We start from the raw sequence: 19,422 nt of genomic DNA on the forward strand, positions 1-19,422 counted from the left end.
ATGCCCTCCTATTTAAATTTAATTCGCGGATCCAACGCAGCATAGATCAGATCCAGAATCAGATTTACAACGAGAACAACGACACAGATCAAAACAGCGACTCCCATGATCACCGGATAATCACGACTTGTGATCGCAGTAATCATCAAGCTTCCGATCCCCGGCCAGGCAAATATCTGTTCTGTTACAACAGCTCCTCCGATCAGAAACGGGACAGAAAGGCTTAAGGTTGTAACGATCGGAATCAGTGAATTGCGAAATGCATGTTTGATCACAATGACGACATTTCTAAGTCCTTTTGATCTTGCTGTTTTTATGTACTCCTCATTCAAAACCTCAAGAACACTCGATTTTGTCTGTTTGATATAATTTCCGATTGGCTGGATTCCACACACGAACGCCGGAAGTGCCAAATGATAGAGAAGATCCTTCCAATCACCACCAGTTCCTGCCGAATACATGCCGCTCGTCGGAAACAATTTCATTTTTACAGCCAATACATAGATCAGAAGAAGACTTAAAAAGAAGTTTGGCACAGATGCTCCGATAAAAGCAACAAATGTACTGATATGATCCCATATCGAATTCGGTTTACAGGCTGAAACCACTCCAAGCGGAATTCCTATGATGATCGCACCAATAATACCGGTTCCAGTAAGCAGTAATGATGGGATGATACGCTGTCCGATCATCATGCTGACTGTCTGGGAGGTACGGTATGATGTTCCAAGATTTCCATGCAGCAGGTCTGCCAGCCACAGAAAATACCGGACAAGAACCGGCTTATCAAGTCCCAGTGAAGCTTTCAACGCCTCCAGATCGCTGAGTGACATTTCTCCGGATGAAGCCAAAATTGAAAGCGGTCCTCCGGGAGCAAGATTGATCAGCAAATACACCGTAAATGTAATTCCAAGAAACACCGGTATTGCATAAAAAAGTCTTTTTATAACATATTTTATCAATCAGATTCTCTCCCTTCGGCTTATTGTTTATTTAACATATCGTTTAGAATTGCCAGATGGAGCTTTACACATGGTTCAACGGATCCGATATATCCGTACTCTTTCTCACTATGATCATTCGCTCCATGCGGTCCCATTCCATCCATAACGATCGCATTGCCGCATCTTGAAAGATGGTTCGCGTCAGAGAGTCCTCCACGGTCTTTTTCCTCAAATGGAATCCCATGTTCTTCAGCAACTTTTCTGACCCGTTCGATATACTTTTTCGCTTCCTCTGTTTTTATAAACGGCGGAGTTTCCTTCTGCATTGTGATCGTTGTTTTTACTCCGGGAACAAACGGTTGTCCTTCTGTTATTTTATTTACATATTCTTTCAAGCGGATTCTTTCGCTGTCATCCCTGAATCTCATTTCAGCACTGATTTTTGCATGATCTGCAACTACATTTCTGGCTGTACCGCCATTTGCGATCCCGACATTTACCGTCGTATCTTTTTCTCTGTCCGCCAGACTCATTAATTCTACAATGTAATGTCCCATCTCAAGAACCGCAGACGCATTTTCTACTTCAAACATAAAGCCCGCATGGGCCGCCTGACCTTGAAACTCAATATCATACGTCAGGGAACCTTTTCTCGCAAAGCAATGGCGGGTTCCATTTTTTCCGGCAGATTCCATGACAAAAATGTGATCTGCTTTACATCCGATTCGATCTGTGATCTCTTTTGAGTAGATCGACCCGATCTCTTCATCCGGATTATAGACCATTGCGATATTCAGGCATTTCTTCTCAGTTTCCGGTAAATTTGCCGCGATATGAAACATTGCAAGATCACCGTTTTTCATATCACCAACACCCGGACCGTAGTAATTTTCTCCTTCGATTCGAAATGGTCTTTTCTCTGCCGTCCCGTCCGGAAATACCGTATCCATATGACCGATATACATCGCATCATAATGTTCGGATACATGATTTGTAATAAGAAGAACCTGACGACCTCCATCGGCAGGAATTCGTTCTACGTTCCAGCCGATCTCCTGATACCAGCCAGCCAATTTATCTGCCACCCGGTTGATTCCGGCTACATTTCCAGAGCCGCTGTCAATGTTGACCAGCTCTTTCATCTGTTCCAAGTACAATTCCAGATTCATGTTTCCCCTCCCTTTCGCCTTCAAAATCTATTTCAAAATTCACATCTCTCATCTGATATTCATTATATATCATATTATAACCATTTGTCAATATGTATCATTATATATCGTATTATAATTTAACTTTGTATATTATGTTCAATCAAAATCCACTGCTTTACATTTTTTTCCGTTTTTGCTATAATAATGCTACATCGTGTGGCGTTTCTGCGTAAATCCAGTTGCAGAAGCGCCACACTTTTTTTATCTCCGTGGGAGTTAGGTCTCCGACCGAGATAAATGCTCCGCAAGGATGCGCAGTGATTCTGATAGGAATACCAGAATCAAGCGCCAAGTCTCACGGGTGTTCGATTTAAATTGAAAGGAGGTGGGAAGTGAACGATAAAGAACAATTTTATAGACAGATCGTGTTGCAGAAATGCGTAAGTCCGGATTTAAAGGAGCTTACGCATTTCTTATTTTTTTAAGAAAAAGGAGATCATTATGGAAATTGGAAATCAGTTTTTGGGAACAGAGCGTATTGATAAGCTGATGCGTCAGTATGCAGTTCCCTGTATCATCTCATTGTTAGTAGGTGCATTATACAATATTGTTGATCAGATCTTTATTGCAAACGCCAGCTACCTCGGCTCTTACGGAAACGCAGCTAATACCGTTGTTTTTCCGCTGACGGTTGTTGCACTGGCTATTGCTGTTATGGTCGGTGACGGCTGCTGTGCCTTTGTCAGCATGGCGCTTGGACGGAATGAAACAGCCCGGGCAAAGCGCAGTGTCGGCAATGCGGTGGTTTTGATCATTGTAGGAAGTCTTATCCTGACCGCCGTATATCTGATCTTTGCAAACAGCATCATCGCCATGTTCGGCGGTACGGTCAATGAGGAAACTTACCGGCATTCACAGGAATATTTCTTCTATATTACTCTTGGGATTCCGTTTTATATGTTCGGTCAGGCTATGAATCCCATTATCCGTGCAGACGGGAACCCGAAATTTGCCATGATTTCCACACTGGCAGGCGCTGTTATCAACATCATTCTTGACCCGATTTTCATTTTCGGCCTTCAGTGGGGCATGATGGGTGCAGCTGTAGCCACAGTGATTGGTCAGGTGGTGACGGCAATTCTCGCTGTCTGGTATCTGGTGCACATGCGGATCATCAAGCCGGAAGCCGGTGACTATGCACTTTCTCCCAATATATTCGGACGGATGCTCACCCTTGGTATTACCAGCTTTCTCTCTCAGATCAGCCTCGTGGCCGCAATGGCAGCGATCAACAATATGCTCCGTAAATACGGTGCATTGGACGCTGTGTTCTCACAAGAGCAGTACGCACAGATCCCCATGGCAGTCGTCGGGATCGTAATGAAATTTTTCCAGATCGTCATTTCTATCGTAGTCGGCATGGCAGCCGGCTGTATTCCGATCGTCGGCTATAACATGGGTGCAGAAAAGACCATGCGTGTGAGGGAGCTGTTTACCCGGCTGCTTATTTCCGAAGCTTTGGTAGGTGCAGTCGCGCTCATACTGGCGGAAGGATTCCCGCATCAGCTTATCGCTATTTTCGGCGCTTCCAATGAGAGCAGCTACTATACCGATTTTGCTGTTAAGGCATTCCGTACCTATCTTTGCATGATGATCTTCGCGTGTGTCAACAAGGCATGTTTCATCTTTTTACAGGCCGTGGGCAAGGCATTGACATCTACCATGCTTTCCATGTTCCGTGAGGTAGTATTCGGAGTCGGCTTCGCATTGCTCCTTCCGGTTTTCTTCGGTCTGGACGGTGTTCTGTATTCCATGCCGGTTTCAGATATTCTGACCTCTATCATCTCAGCAGTGATTATCATAAAAACATATCATGAATTAAATGTGAAAGGAGCATAAGACGTATGAAAAACAGAGTGATTACGATCAGCCGTGAATTTGGCAGCGGCGGACGCACCATCGGAAAAAAAGTGGCAGAACAGCTGGGCATCCCCTGCTATGATGCAGAGATCATTCAGGAAATGGTAAAAGAAACCGGTTTTACACCGGAATATGTAAAGGAAGCCGGTGAATATACGCCCGGCAGTTTCCTCTCATCTGCATTTTCAAACCGCTTATTTGGCCCCACAAATGAAGATATTCTGTGGGAGCATCAATATAAGGTCATCACGGAGCTTGCACAAAAAGGCCCCTGTGTAATTGTTGGACGCTGTGCTGATTACATTTTACAGGATAAGGCCGACTGCCTGAAGGTCTTTATCCACGCAGATATGGATTTCCGTGCCCGGCGCATCGTCGAGGTTTATGGAGAACGGGAACAGTCCCCGGAGGAACGCTTGCGCGACAAGGATAAACGCCGTGCCGCATATCACCGGTTCTATACCGACATGAAATGGGGATATGCACAGAATTATCATCTGACACTCAACAGCGGTGTGCTCGGAATCGATCAGTGTGTAAACATCATTGCTTCTTTATATTAGACAGATCCTCCATGCTGCATTTCATCACAAATAAGAATCAGGATATAAAATTCCCTTTCCGGATCCGGAAAGGGAATTTTGTATCTATCCGCGCAGATAAGTGCTATAATATAATACTAAGATTATGCGGTCCGAAGTCCGACGCAGGCTTGCCCGGAGGAATGCTTTTGACCCTGGGTCCACCAAAGATATGATTCAAGTCGGAGACCTGACTCCCACCGAGACAAATTTGCTGTTACCTGAGATAAAAGAATCAATAAAAAAGAAAGTGATGGATAAAAAATGCAGACGTATACTTATGTTTCCAAGGGAAAATTTGAATTAATGGAAAAACCGAAGCCAGTTCTTATGGATGAGCGAGATGCCATTGTAAAGGTAACACTTGCCAGCATTTGCTCAAGTGACCTGCACATTAAACACGGAAGTGTCCCCCGCGCAGTGCCGGGTATAACTGTCGGACATGAAATGGTCGGTATTGTTGAAGATATCGGCAGCACCGTAACGAATGTGAAGCCCGGTGACAGAGTCACGGTAAACGTGGAAACCTTCTGCGGAGAATGTTTTTTCTGCAGGCATGGTTATGTAAACAACTGCACCGATCAGAATGGCGGCTGGGCTCTCGGATGCCGGATCGATGGCGGACAGGCAGAATATGTTCGTGTACCGTTTGCAGATCAGGGGTTAAATAAAATCCCGGATCATGTTACAGACCGTCAGGCTTTGCTGGTCGGAGATGTTCTTGCCACCGGTTTCTGGGCAGCTCGTATTTCTGAGATCAAAGAGGAGGATACGGTATTGATCATCGGAGCCGGACCTACGGGCATCTGTACGCTGCTCTGTGTCATGCTGAAGAACCCGAAGCGTATCATTGTCTGTGAAAGAGACGAAGGCCGTATCCGCTTTATCCATGAGCACTATCCGGAAATCCTTACCGTATCACCCGAAGCTTGTGCAGATTATGTTCGTGACAACAGTGACCATGGCGGAGCAGATGTCGTTCTCGAAGTCGCAGGAGCCGAATCCACGTTTCGCCTTGCATGGGAATGTGCAAGACCAAATGCGGTCGTGACGGTCGTTGCTCTTTATGACAAGGCTCAGACACTGCCGCTGCCGGATATGTACGGCAAGAACCTCACGTTCAAGACCGGCGGTGTAGACGGCTGCAATTGTGAGGAAATACTGCGGCTGATCGCAGAGGGCAGACTGAATACGGAACCACTTATCACACATACATACCCGTTAGACAGGATCGAAGAAGCATACACACTCTTTGAAAATAAGATGGACGGTGTGATCAAGGTAGCCATCGAGTGTTAATACGGTTCCCAATCCCGGTTCCTGGACACTGTATTTAAATTGTCTTCCCGGCAACCGATTCCGTTTCTCTATAATAACACAGTCCGCTGCATCCATACGGAAACAACATTCGCTTCATATCCCTGATATATTCCTCTTCCGTATCCACATGCTCAAGGATATCCAGAGCTGTCTTCAGGTTCCGGATATCCTTTTCCATAAAATCTACATAATTTCCACGCCCCACAAGCTTTAAATGGGTGATTCCGGCCTTTCGCAGCCGATACAGTGCGCAGAGCCCACATCCTGTCTCACCGCAGAGATAGCTGTCGGAATCATATCTTCGTTCCTCATACTCTTCGTTCGGTTTATCTGCGCTTCGTTCATCATTCGCATCCTTCACTGTGTTCTCCGTCCGTGAGACCAGCTTCTCCGTTTCTGAACCTTCTTCTTTTTTCTCTCTATTTCCTTTAACTTTTCCTATCTTATACGGGACCCGGCAGAGATGCCCCATCTCATCGCAGTGCAGGGAATTACAGAACGCTCCCGAAAACTGGCAGAGCTCGTTTAACGCAAATGCCTCAAATTCATATACACCCCTGCTGCCCTTTTCCCTCTCATGCCGGATCACCGACTCCATGTCCGCGAAGCTGTTCTTCCTGTGAAAGATAAGCCGACTGACATCCAAGCGGTCAAATGCATCTATCATCCGGCTGTTTACCTCTGCCGTCTCCCCACTCAGATGGATCTCACAGCGGATCCCATTATTTTTCAGGTAGATCAGCAGTGCCGGATCCGCAATAATAAAGCTTGAGAATCCAAGCTCCATACACCTGCGAAGGAGATCCGCGATTTCCGGATACTGCTTAGGCGTATAATAAAGAGAGTTAAACGTCAGATGTACCGGCTTCCCATATTTTCTCACCAGCGCCGCCAGAATCCTCAGCTCACTCTCCGCCCCGATCTGCACGTTGAGGCCAAGAACCTCGCGGCGGTTTAGCGGCAGCACCGTCCCGTATTTTTTATTCCATTCATAAGGTACGTATCCGCAGAAAAACTCATCTGCCCCGGCCTCGACGTACCGCACATATTCATCGATGGATCCAAGTCCCGCCGTGATCTTCATTGTATTTCTCCTTAAACTCAGCTTCTCAACTTCTGAAAGTTCGCACCTGCCACATTTCGTTTCTTTTTTCACAAGTACAATTCTGACTATCTGCTATTTTTAATTGCATATTAGTTACAGCAAATTTACTACAATTCTATCAATTCTTTTCTCTTTCCAACCTTCTGTATCCGCCATTCCGGAAACTGAACTCCCATCCAGCGCAAAGAGCGAATTATACCGCCCCACCATCTTCAAATGCTTCGGATACAGAAAGACTTTCTCTCTGCAATATCCCGGACACGATTCCGGCAGTTCCTGCTTTCCCCGCTCTCCATTTTTACACACAGCATACAGCGTGCAATACTGGGAGGTGTTCGTCTGATAAAACGGAACGTGGATGCTGTTCTTTCCTTCCGGAAATTCCTGCCTGTATCCGCAGGACTCCCACTCGTACCGCCGGATCCCGAACGTGTCCCTCAGATACGTCCGGTAAAATTCCGCATTCAGGCTGTTCTCCCGGAAATATCCTGTCTCTCCCTGCTTGTATCCCATCCGTGGATCCTTTTTTCTTTTATTTAACAGGGTCCCCATACAGGGCACAAAAGCTTCTTTTTCTTCCTTCCATTCCTTCCGCTCTCTCAAAAGCTCCAGCAGGCCCCAGTCGTTTGCCGCGATCTCCAGAAATGTCTCCCGGTTTCTGCACCATTCTTCCAGCTCATCCAACAGGTTTTCCACCGGTTTCTGCATAAATTCCCGCAGATATGAAAATGTAACTGTCACAGCCAGACCTTCCGACTCTGCCTTTTTAAAGATCTCAAACAACTGCCGTTTTTCAGGAAACAGCAGATGGCAGAAGGCATTTCCCACATAAATCCACTCTGGAACCGGCATTCGTTTTCCCAGCTCTTTAGCTCCATTCACGTTCCAGTACCAGTCCATAAAATCGCGGAATTTCATGGATAAATATCGCTCATAAAGCTCCGGACGGTCCAATTCCACAGCAACTTCGATATTCTTCCGTTCCTGCTCTTTATATTCTTTGTATTCTTTATGTTCTTTGTATTCTTTGAGTTCAAAATCTCCTGCTGCGATGCAATTTTCCCTTATACCTGACTGATTTTCGATTCGCGTTTCCAGCCTCGCCCTGTCTTCTCCTTCACCGAACCACTCTTTTTTCTGTTCAATGAAGCTCTCCGCAAACTGTTCATCCTTTTTTGCCGGATACCCGGTAAGCGCCATTGCAAGCTCCCCGTCCTCGCACTCCAGCTTCAGCCGCACAAATCTATCATACCAAAGGATCAGTTTTCCAGCGCATTCCCGGTATTTCTCCTGCTCCACAAACACCGAATACTCATATACCGGAATCCCCGGTCCATCTTCCACACGCACTTCCATCTCAAAAGAACGAATCTCAACTTCCGTATACGGATCCCTGCTTTTCTTCTCCTGGTCTCCCGTCTTCATCCCGTTGAAACCATCATAAAAACAGATCCGGAATCCCTTTACTTCGCGGATCTCATCCAATGTCCGAAAACAAAATCCTTGTTTCGCAAGCTCCGTGATCCGGATCTCCTGCCCGTCTGCAAATCCCGCCACAAGTCCGAACGGGATCATAAAAACTCCGTTTATTTCTCTCTTCCCTGACACTTTTCGTTCCTCAATTCAAATCTTTTTGCAGCATCATAGCTCACGCCGCTCGTGAATTACCCACCACTTAATTTTGAAGAAATTTGAAGTGGGGGCTTCTGGGGAATCCTTGGACTCCCGTTTAAGAAGTTTGATCTTTGAGTTTCCGCCCGCTCTCAGGCGATCCTTATTCTTACAGGCGTATCCACATCGCCTCTATCATATAGAGCCCTTAGGCTCACAATGTTACATTTACGCATGATATTTAAAGCACCATTGACATCAGCGTTGATCCGCCTTCCAGAGCGGTCCTGATACAGGCCACGGCAGATCCGGCGGCCGGAAAAGACCGGTGGCACAAGTCCTGCTTCTCCATATACGGGCATTTCATCCAGATCCCAGAAGGATGCCATGGAAGTATAGCTTTCCTCCTGTTCCACGTAGCGGATCCCATTCATTTCACACAGATATTTCAGTTTCCTGCGGAGTATCCCGAACGGAATTCCCACAAAGACCTGGTTCATCTGCCTGCCAAGATCTGAGGAGCGCTGGAATGTGGTATTGTAGCCCACGATCAGGGTTCCGATATCGTTCCGGATGCAGTAGGTGACCACCTGTTTCGCTGCTTTACCCATGTAGTCACGGACCTGGTTGTTTCTCTTCCTCTGCAAAACGGCCTGACGTCTGGTTGTTTTCTTTCCGTAGTGCTGCTTGTCTTTGACGCTCTGCAGGCAGGTGTTCCGCTTGTTGAACCACTGGTTGATGGATTTTAAGCGTTTCCCATCGATGAGGAAGCTTTCCCCTCTGTTGGAAACGGCCGTCATGAGATTGTCGATCCCGAAGTCGATCGCCAGTGCATGGGTTGGATTCAGATTTCTCTGAGCCGCTTCCACCTGATAGGTGTACTGGATCTCAAAGAACCTGGCGTCTGCTTTTGGGATGATACGGATCTCCTTAATGGTTTTATCTGCCAGGACCGGCGGGATGGTAATGGTGACCGGTTTATGATGCTTCTTATACGCTGCTGAGTACGGAAGGACAAACCGGTTCCCATTCAGTCTTACAAACCCGACGATCAGGGTTGCGTAGCCGTCTTTTGGAAGGTATTTGGGCAGCCTGCAGGATGAAAACGGATACTTCCCCTGCTTTGCCAGTTTCAACAGACCGAAGAAAGACTTAAAAGATCCATCCACTTCCTTAAGGATCTGCTGGGCCATGTTGGAATTCAGCAGCCGATAGTTTTCGGAAGTCTTTAAGATGGCGTAGTTTTTCTCATATGGAAGATACCGGCTATGTTCAAAGTAATGCTGCCGTACCTGGTAGATGGCCTGGTTGGTCAGGTTTTTGGCTGTGCGGCATAATTCCCGTAGAATGAGGAATTCATCTTTGGACAGATGCTTTAGCTGCTGGCATACGGTCAAATACAAAACGGTTCCTCCTTTCCTAATTGGTGCAGAACATATGTTCTGTATTAATTATAGCACATGGTTTCACAAAAGGGAAGAGAAAGAATTGTAATTGCTTACCGTTTTACATCTGTCTGTGTATCGTTATAGTGGCATTCATCCCGCCACCTACGAGGAATGGGGGTATTCTGCCGATTTTATGATAAACCAATAACGTGCAGCTGTACCTTTTATATAAAAGAATGTGCCTTGGCACATTCTCGCGCCACGCGCAGGCGCTTGCGACAATCTGCATCTTCGCGCGAGTGCGCATTTGGGGCACGTCAGTGCCTTTTTATGTAACAGGAACTTCCTATGAATTTCCTGTTACAAAAAAAAGGACCGCTGCCCCACAGATCTCTCTGTAAAGGCAACGGTCCTTTTCAGCTACAGGTTATTTTCATTGATACCAAACACCGCAGGCAGCTTTCACTGTCTGCCGCGCTTCCTTAACCTTCGATCGCAATACGCTTAGAAGTTTCAACCTTCTTCTGCTCAACCGGTTTCGGAACGGACAGGCTTAAGATACCATTTTCAAATTTAGCCTTGATATCTTCCTGCTTTACATCTTCGCCAACATAGAAGGTTCTGCTCATTGCTCCGGAATAACGCTCCTGACGGATATAATGACCTTTCTTATCTTCCTCATCCTTATCAAGACCCTTAGCAGCGCTGACGGTCAGATAACCATCCTTCAATTCTGCAGTGATCTCATCTTTCTTGAATCCCGGAAGATCGATGTCCAGTTCATAGGAACCTTCATTCTCCTTGATATCAGTTTTCATAACTCTCGAAGCATTCTTTCCATACAGCGGATTCTTCTTAGAAGTAAAGAAGCTGTCATCAAACGGGAACATATCATCAAATAAACTCTCTCCAAAAATACTCGGCATATACATAAATCATTCCTCCAATCAGAATATCTGAAATCTATTGTCTGGGAGATTCTGAAAATCTCCAGGACTTTTTGCATCCCTTTGATTTCTTTCTCTCTTCCTTTGTTCTGTATGTACTATAGCACATATGATTAGCACTGTCAATAGGTGAGTGCTAATTTTTTGTGAATTAATTGTGAACTTTTTTTCCTGCTCAAATATTCCTTATTTTCAAAATCCGCTGGGACAGTTAGAAACTATCTGGCATCTTCTTATTTCTCTCACACTCCTCGTGCATAATCATGATCATACATGCATTGGTTTTCTGCAGTAGCACAATGTGATGTGCAATGGCAGGAAAATTTAAAGGACATAAATTAAGAACATCTTGAATTATTTTTCCAAACGCCTATAATATTGATATGTTATCCATTTTGATGACAAATCTTTACTATCAACCGTAACGCCTCTGGATAGTTTATTCTATCCTCTAACAGTTACCCCCACAATCTGACAGATATTGTTTATTCCGGATATTTGTCAGCTCACAACAAGAAAGAACAAGAAAGGCAGAAGCAAATGAGTTACAGTGTATATCTTCCTAATTACTCCATCGGTGAAGATTGTTACAAGGAACTTCCATACGTCGCAAGAAACTATGGAAAAAAGGCAGTCGTGATCGGCGGTAAAACCGCTATGGCAAAATCAAAAGATGCGCTCCTGGAAGGCATCAAGGGCTCCGATCTTGAGATCACGGATTTCATCTGGTACGGCGGTGATTCCAGCTACGAGAACGGCAACGCATTGATCGCGAACCCGACCGTCCGCGACGCAGACATCATCTTCGGTGTCGGTGGAGGAAGAGCCTGCGATACCGCAAAATATGTAGCAAATGAACTTGACAAACCGTTATTTACCTTCCCGACCGTTGCCAGCAACTGCGCAGCCGTGACTGCTATCTGTGTCATCTACAACGCCAACGGCACCTTCCGGGAATATTATTATCCGAAGCTTGCGGATCATACCTTCATCAATACTGCCGTGATTGCGGATTCTCCTTACGACCTGCTCTGGGCCGGAATCGGCGACGCACTCTCCAAAGAATGTGAGGCTGTTTTTTCCAGCAAAGGTAAGCACTTAAGCCATACTCCGTTAATGGGGGTCCAACTCAGCAAAGTCTGCACACAGCCGCTCCTCGATTATGGAAAAGAGGCACTCGCATCCTTACAAGCACACAAAGTCAGCGATGCCCTCATGCAGATCACTTTGGATATCATCGTCTCCACCGGTATCGTTTCCAATATGACGACTCATATTCCGGATTATTACTACAATTCCTCCCTCGCGCACTGTGTCTATAACGGCTCCACGATCACGCGTCATGGTCACGAACACCTGCACGGCGAAGTCGTATCCCTCGGTGTTCTCTGCCTGCTCACCTATGAAGGCGCGAACGCTCTCCGTGATACGATCATGAAATTCAATGCAAGCATCGGTCTTCCGGTATGCTTCGATGATATCGATATCACTGAAGATGAATTTGATCTCATGGCAGATAGAATTCTTACTTCCACCGAATGGCAGTACCGCCCGCAAAATGTGACCCGTGAGAAATTTATTGCATGCATGAAAGAACAGAATAAGATCGGACAGGAATTTAAAAAACAGACTATGCTCTTATAAATGTACCGTGGAATATCTACATGCTATTCCGTCAGGAAAGTCATTAGAAGCTTTGCACAAGGCATTCATGAAGACGAACATATTTGCAGAATTCCATAAACTCAGAGGTAAAATTAATGAAAAAGTTAGGATTAATTGGTGGAATAGGGCCAGAATCCACCATTGAATATTATCGCAGCATAGAATATGGCGTACAGAAAAAAAGTGGTCAAAATTTCTTTCCCAATATCACCATAGAAAGTCTTAATGTATTTGACGTACTCAATTTATGCAAAAAGCAGGATTATGATGGGTTGACAGATTATCTTCTCAACGGTATCAATCAACTTTCTGCAGCAGGAGTACAATATGCTGCTCTAACCGGAATCACAACACATATTGTTTTTGATGCATTATCGAAAGTATCTCCTGTACCGCTTGTTAGTATGGTAGATACCGCAAGTGAATTTGCCAAAGCACACAGATACAGAAAAGTTTGCCTGTTAGGTACTCTTCCAACCATGAACGGAACCTTTTTTCAGCAATCTTTCGAATCTAAAGGGATCGAAGTCATTACACCGGATGCGGCAGAGAAAGAGTATATTGGTAGAAAAATTGAAACAGAACTGGAACTTGGGAAAGTTGTATCTGATACTCAAAACAACTTTCGAACAATTGCAGAACGAATCATTCAAGATGAGAACGTTGACACAATCATACTTGGATGCACAGAACTCCCATTGATTTTCAAAGGAATTGATTTATCAGTTCCATGCCTTAATGTGATGCAAGTTCACATTGATTCACTCATTGATTTAATTATGTCGGAATAGATACTTTCACCTATACCGCTGTTATTGTGGATTCGCCTTACGACCTCCTCGCGCGAGTGCGCATCTTTGGCACGTCAATGCCTTTTAATGTAACAGGGAATTCTTCGGAATTTCCTGTTACATTAAAAATAGGCTTCGCCTATTCAACTCATTACAATCACCAGCGCGTTTCCCTCGAAGAAATGTACGAAAATGCAATGTCCAAGTTTCGCGAAAAGCGGGCTTTTTTCAATTCAAGAAAGCGCCACAGGCGGTCTTTCCTATGTTATCTGAATGCGCCTCAAAAAACAGTTTTTACATCTGTATTGTAATTCCAGCAAGAAAGGATTCCTCACCGGGAACAAGATCGAGATCACCGCCATGGCTTTCAATGATTTTTCGGACAGAGGAAAGCCCGATTCCATGATCAGCAGATGTACCCTTTCGGGAGAGGAATGTTTTTCCCTCCTGCAAGGCCAGACCGTCGTAAGTGTTTTCAATCTTCAAAAAGTACATATTGCCTCTGGTTTCGCCTGCAATGAAAACGCGGCGCACCCCTTTCTTTTGGCGGCTGCACGCCTCAACGGCATTGTCCAAAAGATTGCCCAGCACCGTACACAGTTCCACATCGGTAAGAGGCATCTGATCGGGAAGATCGAGCCGCACCTGAAATTCTGTCCCTTGTGTCTGCGCCATGCCGTAGTAGTATTCAATCAGCGCATTTACGACGGGATTTTTGCAGAACGCCACATGGGAGTGACCCGATGATGCCGCAACCTGTTCCTCTACCTGTAACAGGAAGGAGCAGATCTCCGTCTGTCCATGTTCAGAGGCCATGCGGTCTATGGTACGCAGATGGTGTTTGATGTCGTGGATCAGCCTTCTGTTTTCTTCCGCTGCTTCAGAAACCTGACGGCTGTATTCGGTCTGCATAGAAAGCTGACGGATGACCTGCTTGCGTTCTTCCTGAAAAATCAGGCTGTTTCCATATCCTTCTATCACATCGCGCCAGAGGGAATAACCGATGGCTGCCGCTATGAAAAAGCTGCCCCATTCCAAAAACCAACCGCCGATAACCGGCTCATAAACCGGCAGAAGGCGATCCCATATAAAGGCGCAGGTTGCGGCTGCCGCAGCATAGAAGATCGGCCTGCTCCGTTTTTCTCCTCTGTGAATGGCAAGCACAGCGATGATAAGCAGATAGAGCGCAGATGCCGCCTTATAACAAAAGACCGATGCAGAGAAGAAACGAATAGCTCCAAGGGAGAGATGGGAAGCCATCATGCCATACAAAAACGCATATACCAGGAAGGCAGCGCCCACTCCATTACTGATGGCCGCAGGCAGGAAGCCCGGCCTGCATATCCGGTTTTGCAGAACTACGATCAGCCAGGTAACCAGATAGATACAGAACAGTTCAATCGTGTACCAGGGGAATACGGGAACCGCAGCCAGCATATGAAGCACAGGATAGGATGACAGGCCGCACATGGCAAGACAGATCAGTCCGAACAGGAATGTATTTTTCTGTTTCATCCGGTGGCTGAAATAAAAGGACAGCAGCGCACAGACAAAGGTAACTGTACAGCTGAACAGGCAGAATGCAAACCGGATTCCTCTGGTTGTATTGACCGCCAGCATCGTTCCGAAAGCAGGCGGATAAACAATCCCTCCGTAAAAGTGGTCATAGTTGCTGACCGCTATGGTGAGTGTGACCGGTTTTCCGCCATGAAAAGTGACCATGCGGTTTTGAACCAATGGTGTCCCCTGTGCAGGTTCCCCCATTTGCAGGATCAGGTCATGATCCAGATAAAGGTTGTAAGCAGAAAACACTTCCGGGATTTCCAGCGCATACGTTTCCTTCCGTTCCGGCAGGAAGAATGTCATCTGGTAAGTCCCGCAGCCATAGGGAGAAGGGTTTGCAGGGCTGGAGAAATTGGTCTGCTCTCCAATGGAAAGGTAGCGCATATAATGGCTTTCATCTTGTATTTCTTCCGGGGTCAAAAGCGCGTCAGGATAAAATGCCCAGCCGGATACCAGAAAGCGCACCGGTGACTTTTGAAGTTCTTCCTCAGAAAGCGCCAGAATCCCATTTGCCGCCTGGATTGTGTTCTGGCTATATTTATTATTGAACTGATACAGGCCAAGAAAAAACAGGGATGAGCACAGGCAGACCATACATAAGGCAGCATATTTTTTTACCGCAGAAGATACCATCTTATTTTCGCCTCCTCCTTAGGAAAAATTCACCGGCAGACAGAAGAACCAGACAGACCGGAATGAAAAAGAATATGGGCGACCAGCTGTGCTCTGTGTCGGCGGCATATGCCAGGGAAGCGGTATCTTCCTTTCCCACAATGGTGTAAGTCCCTGTATGGCTGATCTGAAAGGAGGCGGCTTTCGCCGTATCGTCATAGCCGGTCATGGGAACTTCCACGCCGCTTTCATCACAAAGGAACAATGTGCCGGCTGCCGGATCATTTGGATAGGGCAGCATGACAGAAACATCCGGCAGGGAGTTGAGCGCAGTTCCATTGATGGAAAACGAAAAAGAAAAACCGCCGTCCGTATCCTTTTGGATGATGACTTCAATCTGATCTTCGTTTTGGATGCCCTCCGGCAAGGCGTCTTTTGGTATGCTGATGGTGATTCCCTGTTTGGAAAAGATGGCTCTTTGCGCCCCTGTTTGCAGCATCATCAAAAAGCGCGTGCCGGAAATCCGGTCAGTGGTTTCATCGAAGAACTCTGAAAAAGCAGGGCTTTTGGAATCCGCATCTTCCAGGGGAACGGTCATAGCGCTTTGCACTGAATCTTTCCTGTTTTCTGAAAGCTTCCAGGCAGGATCGGGTACGGTAAGCTCTGAAGCGCCGGCAATCGTCTGCACTTCAGGGGGCAGCTGCAAAGCGGTATCTTCCTCTGCATCACCGTTTGCCTGTTCCGATGGGAAATCGTCTTTATCTATATCTATGGAATCATCCTTTCCATCCCAGGATAACTCGGAAGGCTTGTGGGATGGTTCATGATCCGCAGGCTCATTTTCTCCGCTGACAGGTGGTGATTTTTCAGAATCATCGGAATCCATTCCACCGTCATTTGTTGCAGGCGGTTTTGGAGGCTTTGTGGAGGGCCTGTCTGCGAAACCGTCATCCTGATCGTCGGTATCTTTAGGAGGCGGCTGAATGATGGTATCGGGTGGATTTCCGCCTGCATCCCCTCCATCCCGGTCGCCATCGTGATACCCTTCAAGGACAATTTCATCTGCGTAGGTAAAGGACAGGATGCCGGTCTGTCCGCCGTCATAATCAACCTGAAGGCGGTAACTGCTGCCCGGTGCCAGCAGACGAGTGGCAATCGAGAGCATTTCCTGACCCACATAAACGCCACTTTCCAGACGGTTCCATGAACCGTTATTTTCGGACAGCCATACGCTGATCTCATCCAGTTCCCCTGGCGGTGTGACCCAGGGAAAATGAAGGTTTCCTCTGGCGGCCAGAAAGCAGTTAATGTCCGGTCTGCCCGGAGCCTGAACAGAAACAGGAATTGAGATTTCAGGGAAAGCAATTCCCTCAGCAAACGCAGTATTTTCCGGTGCGGTCAGCCTTCCTGCTGCATGGTACAGTCCCACAGTATTCAAATCAATACCGGAAAAATCCCATTCCACCACAGCCGTGTAGCTGGTTCCATTTTCCGCATAGCATTCCAGATAGTAAGGGGAAAAGGCAAACAAATTTTCCAGCGTTTCGGTTTCGCTGCCCTGTTGAACCGCAAACGCGTCCGTATAAGGATACCATTGCTCTATGGAGGTGATGACAGCAGGCGGCATTTCTTCCACCCGGACGGAAATCTGAAGCTCCTGCAAGACAGCTTCACCAAAGGCATACCCCTCCGGCAGTTCAATCCGGCCTGCTGCGGCATATTCGCCTGGAGTGGTCTGGTCAATGGCCGAAAAATCCCATACGACAGGAAATGTTTCCTGCCGGATTTCTTCACCTGCTGTTACAGTGGCGCAGACGGTTTGATACTGAAGGGCCAGCTGATAAATTTCCTCCAGGTCATCATCAGACGGTGTGGTTCTAAGGGGCAAGGTGAAAGCCGGCAGGGAGAGCAGTTCGTCTTCATTTTGTATTTCTGTGACAAGGACGAGGGATACTTCTTCCGATGCTTCCAGTGTTTCCGGGGTTCCGATCTCCAGTGTCCCAGGAGCCTTGCTTTCTAAACCCGGCGGATTCTCCCTTCTTTCATCGGCGTTGGCTGGGGTTGCAGTTTCAGCGGCAAATGCGGGGATACTGCCGGTGAAGCAGAGGAGGCAGGCCAGACAGCCCCCCAGAATACGCCTGTGTATTTCCTTTATTCTCATACGATACCCCCCCATTCCAGAGAAAACATATTGACGGTAGGTTTCCCGCAGCTGTTTTCCATTGCGGAGGGCAATCGGAAGTTCCTCCCCGTTTATCAAACGGAAGGTCTGACTGTCAACCTGGCTGATGTAATCCATGTTGATTAAAACACCCCGGTAGCAGGGCAAAAAACGCTTGTCCTTCTGCAATGCGGCAGTAACCTCCTGAAAGCCTCCGCTTACCGGTATCACGCGTTCCTCCGTATGAATCCGTGTCATACGGTTTTGATAATCTATGTATAGAATCTTCTCAGTGGGAAGTTCCAGCTTTTGACGGTCAGCCATAACCGAAAGTGTCATCACTTCATAGGGTGGTTTTAGCTGGCACAGCTCCATCGCTTCTTCAAAATCTGCCTGATGGAGCGAAAGCGGCTTCAGCAGATAATAGCTGGCGGACAGGCTGTACCCCATCCGGGCATAATCTTCTGTAATGGTCAGAAAAACGATCTTACAAAGCCTGTTTTTCTGGCGCAGCCTTCTGGCGGCCTCCATTCCATCCATGTTCTCCATATAGATGTCCATAAAGACAAGTTGAAAATTGACCTGGGCGGCAGCTTTCAAAAAATTCTCTCCGTCCTCAAATTCTGTCAGCGTATAGTCCAGCTGATGCTTTTTCATATAATTTTCCAGGCAGGCAGACAGTTCTTCTCTGTCCTCTGCTCTGTCATCCACAATCGCAATCTGCATCGTGCCATCTCCTTTGCACAATAATCCAATATTAGTATAACATAAAACCGCAGGAAAAAACTTGCGTCTTAAACAGGAAACCTGCGTCTTAAACAAAGTCGGTTGCATTTCTCTTGACAAGATGCTATCCTAATTATACTACCAGACTTTCCGATGAGAAGGTCTGGTTTTTTTATTTTCAGGAAAGGAGGCTCAGCATGAAAATCGCACTTTGTACGGAGCTGAGAAATGTGGAATGGTTTGAAAGCAGGCTGCGCTCCCTTTTTGATGGGGATGGGCAGCTTGCGATTGACGAATTGTGGAATGAGAACCAGCTTGCCCAGGCACTCCGGCGAAGCCGGTACCATGCGGTTGTCATCGCCATGACCGGAGCAAAGGGACTGGAGGCGGCCATACAGGCGAAGCGGCTGGCACCGGAAATACCGCTTGTCTGGTGGAGCGATGATAAAAACTTCGCCCTGATCGCGTATCACCTGCGTATCCCTGTGTTTCTTCCGGCAGACTGCTCCGATCAGGAGCTATATGAGGCGATAAAACCCATCATGAAATGGAGGTGCGAAAATGCGAATTGCGCTATGCAGTTATAGCCAGAAAGAAAAAGAAACCGCTTTGCTGATGAAGCTGGGCAAAGTAGACCGCTTTGATAACGGCGTGTTTTGTACCTATGCCATGCAGCGGGATGGGCCTTATGATGCTGTGGTGGTCATGGAGGACGGAGCCAGGGGGATGAATTTCTGCATGAGCATACGAGGGTACAGCAGGGATGTCCCTCTCCTGTGGATTAGCGACCAGGCAGAGTTTGAACCCCAAAGCCGCAGGCTGCAGGTGGACACCTTTTTGGTGAAGCCTGTGACGGAATATCAGCTGCGGGAAGCAGTATCCCGGCTGCTTCAGAAAACAACGAGAAGGAACGAACAACGTGAGGAGGATGAATAAA

Annotated in this window: 15 protein-coding genes; 7 read left to right on the forward strand and 8 right to left on the reverse strand. The window is 46.8% G+C overall.

The annotated features are described in order from the left end of the window. Positions 1 to 8: 8 nt before the first annotated feature. Both V2546_RS11995 and V2546_RS12000 read right to left on the reverse strand, forming a co-directional pair. Entirely contained in the window at positions 9 to 962 is a 954-nt protein-coding gene (locus V2546_RS11995) for an ABC transporter permease (RefSeq protein ID WP_117515481.1), read from the reverse strand. A gap of 20 nt (positions 963 to 982) precedes the next feature. Next, positions 983 to 2,113: a M20 family metallopeptidase gene (locus tag V2546_RS12000; RefSeq protein WP_329752426.1), complete on the reverse strand. Its 1,131-nt coding sequence runs from the start codon at positions 2,111 to 2,113 to the stop codon at positions 983 to 985. 483 nt (positions 2,114 to 2,596) lie between these two features. On the opposite strand from V2546_RS12000, the gene V2546_RS12005 reads away from it, so the two are divergent. From V2546_RS12005 to V2546_RS12015, 3 genes are all read left to right on the forward strand, one after another. After that, entirely contained in the window at positions 2,597 to 3,994 is a 1,398-nt protein-coding gene (locus tag V2546_RS12005) for an MATE family efflux transporter (protein ID WP_329752427.1), read from the forward strand. Positions 3,995 to 3,999: 5 nt separating this feature from the next. Next, positions 4,000 to 4,578, forward strand: a complete 579-nt coding sequence (locus tag V2546_RS12010; RefSeq protein ID WP_329752429.1) for a cytidylate kinase-like family protein — start codon at positions 4,000 to 4,002, stop codon at positions 4,576 to 4,578. A 282-nt stretch (positions 4,579 to 4,860) separates the two neighbouring features. Next, on the forward strand, positions 4,861 to 5,895 hold the full coding sequence (locus V2546_RS12015) for an alcohol dehydrogenase (RefSeq protein ID WP_329752430.1): 1,035 nt from the start codon (positions 4,861 to 4,863) through the stop codon (positions 5,893 to 5,895). A gap of 34 nt (positions 5,896 to 5,929) precedes the next feature. On the opposite strand, the gene V2546_RS12020 is transcribed toward V2546_RS12015, so the two are convergent. The 4 genes from V2546_RS12020 to V2546_RS12035 all read right to left on the reverse strand — a co-directional run bounded on the left by V2546_RS12020 (position 5,930) and on the right by V2546_RS12035 (position 10,952). Then, positions 5,930 to 7,000, reverse strand: a complete 1,071-nt coding sequence (locus V2546_RS12020) for a U32 family peptidase (RefSeq protein ID WP_329752431.1) — start codon at positions 6,998 to 7,000, stop codon at positions 5,930 to 5,932. 114 nt (positions 7,001 to 7,114) lie between these two features. Then, positions 7,115 to 8,629, reverse strand: a complete 1,515-nt coding sequence (locus V2546_RS12025) for a hypothetical protein (protein WP_329752433.1) — start codon at positions 8,627 to 8,629, stop codon at positions 7,115 to 7,117. A gap of 155 nt (positions 8,630 to 8,784) precedes the next feature. Next, on the reverse strand, positions 8,785 to 10,035 hold the full coding sequence (locus V2546_RS12030) for an RNA-guided endonuclease InsQ/TnpB family protein (protein WP_117553223.1): 1,251 nt from the start codon (positions 10,033 to 10,035) through the stop codon (positions 8,785 to 8,787). Positions 10,036 to 10,502: 467 nt separating this feature from the next. After that, positions 10,503 to 10,952, reverse strand: a complete 450-nt coding sequence (locus V2546_RS12035; RefSeq protein WP_117553222.1) for an Hsp20/alpha crystallin family protein — start codon at positions 10,950 to 10,952, stop codon at positions 10,503 to 10,505. 555 nt (positions 10,953 to 11,507) lie between these two features. Between V2546_RS12035 and V2546_RS12040 the strand changes: the two genes are divergently transcribed. Next, positions 11,508 to 12,611 (forward strand): iron-containing alcohol dehydrogenase family protein, encoded by a 1,104-nt coding sequence (locus V2546_RS12040; RefSeq protein ID WP_329752435.1) that lies wholly within the window; start codon positions 11,508 to 11,510, stop codon positions 12,609 to 12,611. A 116-nt stretch (positions 12,612 to 12,727) separates the two neighbouring features. Further along, the gene (locus tag V2546_RS12045) at positions 12,728 to 13,423 is read left to right on the forward strand and encodes an aspartate/glutamate racemase family protein (protein ID WP_118533550.1); all 696 of its coding nucleotides are present in this window, start codon (positions 12,728 to 12,730) and stop codon (positions 13,421 to 13,423) included. Positions 13,424 to 13,717: 294 nt separating this feature from the next. Here V2546_RS12045 and V2546_RS12050 read toward each other — a convergent pair whose 3' ends face one another. Both V2546_RS12050 and V2546_RS12055 read right to left on the reverse strand, forming a co-directional pair. Continuing rightward, complete coding sequence (locus V2546_RS12050; RefSeq protein ID WP_329752437.1) at positions 13,718 to 15,619, reverse strand: ATP-binding protein; 1,902 nt, start codon at positions 15,617 to 15,619, stop codon at positions 13,718 to 13,720. Position 15,620: 1 nt separating this feature from the next. After that, positions 15,621 to 18,485 carry a LytTR family DNA-binding domain-containing protein gene (locus tag V2546_RS12055; protein WP_329752438.1) on the reverse strand — a complete coding sequence of 955 codons (2,865 nt, stop codon included), beginning with the start codon at positions 18,483 to 18,485 and terminating at the stop codon, positions 15,621 to 15,623. A 197-nt stretch (positions 18,486 to 18,682) separates the two neighbouring features. Here V2546_RS12055 and V2546_RS12060 point away from each other — a divergent pair, with 197 nt between their 5' ends. Together V2546_RS12060 and V2546_RS12065 are read left to right on the forward strand one after the other, a co-directional pair. After that, positions 18,683 to 19,072 carry a hypothetical protein gene (locus V2546_RS12060; protein WP_329752439.1) on the forward strand — a complete coding sequence of 130 codons (390 nt, stop codon included), beginning with the start codon at positions 18,683 to 18,685 and terminating at the stop codon, positions 19,070 to 19,072. After that, entirely contained in the window at positions 19,047 to 19,421 is a 375-nt protein-coding gene (locus V2546_RS12065) for a response regulator (protein WP_118627164.1), read from the forward strand. The genes V2546_RS12060 and V2546_RS12065 overlap by 26 nt, the downstream gene beginning before the upstream one ends. The last annotated feature ends 1 nt before the right edge of the window (position 19,422 follow it).

The sequence above is a fragment of the Clostridium sp. CM74B_53 genome, from assembly GCF_036318045.1.
Lineage (GTDB): Bacteria > Bacillota > Clostridia > Lachnospirales > Lachnospiraceae > Pilosibacter.

Bases quoted from the DNA above. Each gene is read 5' to 3' on its own strand.
- V2546_RS12050 (WP_329752437.1), bottom strand. From the start codon at position 15,619: ATGGTATCTTCTGCGGTAAAAAAATATGCTGCCTTATGTATGGTCTGC.
- V2546_RS12015 (WP_329752430.1), top strand. From the start codon at position 4,861: ATGCAGACGTATACTTATGTTTCCAAGGGAAAATTTGAATTAATGGAA.
- V2546_RS12040 (WP_329752435.1), top strand. From the start codon at position 11,508: ATGAGTTACAGTGTATATCTTCCTAATTACTCCATCGGTGAAGATTGT.
- V2546_RS12035 (WP_117553222.1), bottom strand. From the start codon at position 10,952: ATGTATATGCCGAGTATTTTTGGAGAGAGTTTATTTGATGATATGTTC.
- V2546_RS12000 (WP_329752426.1), bottom strand. From the start codon at position 2,113: ATGAATCTGGAATTGTACTTGGAACAGATGAAAGAGCTGGTCAACATT.
- V2546_RS12005 (WP_329752427.1), top strand. From the start codon at position 2,597: ATGGAAATTGGAAATCAGTTTTTGGGAACAGAGCGTATTGATAAGCTG.
- V2546_RS12010 (WP_329752429.1), top strand. From the start codon at position 4,000: ATGAAAAACAGAGTGATTACGATCAGCCGTGAATTTGGCAGCGGCGGA.
- V2546_RS12065 (WP_118627164.1), top strand. From the start codon at position 19,047: ATGCGAATTGCGCTATGCAGTTATAGCCAGAAAGAAAAAGAAACCGCT.
- V2546_RS12020 (WP_329752431.1), bottom strand. From the start codon at position 7,000: ATGAAGATCACGGCGGGACTTGGATCCATCGATGAATATGTGCGGTAC.
- V2546_RS12055 (WP_329752438.1), bottom strand. From the start codon at position 18,485: ATGCAGATTGCGATTGTGGATGACAGAGCAGAGGACAGAGAAGAACTG.
- V2546_RS12045 (WP_118533550.1), top strand. From the start codon at position 12,728: ATGAAAAAGTTAGGATTAATTGGTGGAATAGGGCCAGAATCCACCATT.
- V2546_RS12060 (WP_329752439.1), top strand. From the start codon at position 18,683: ATGAAAATCGCACTTTGTACGGAGCTGAGAAATGTGGAATGGTTTGAA.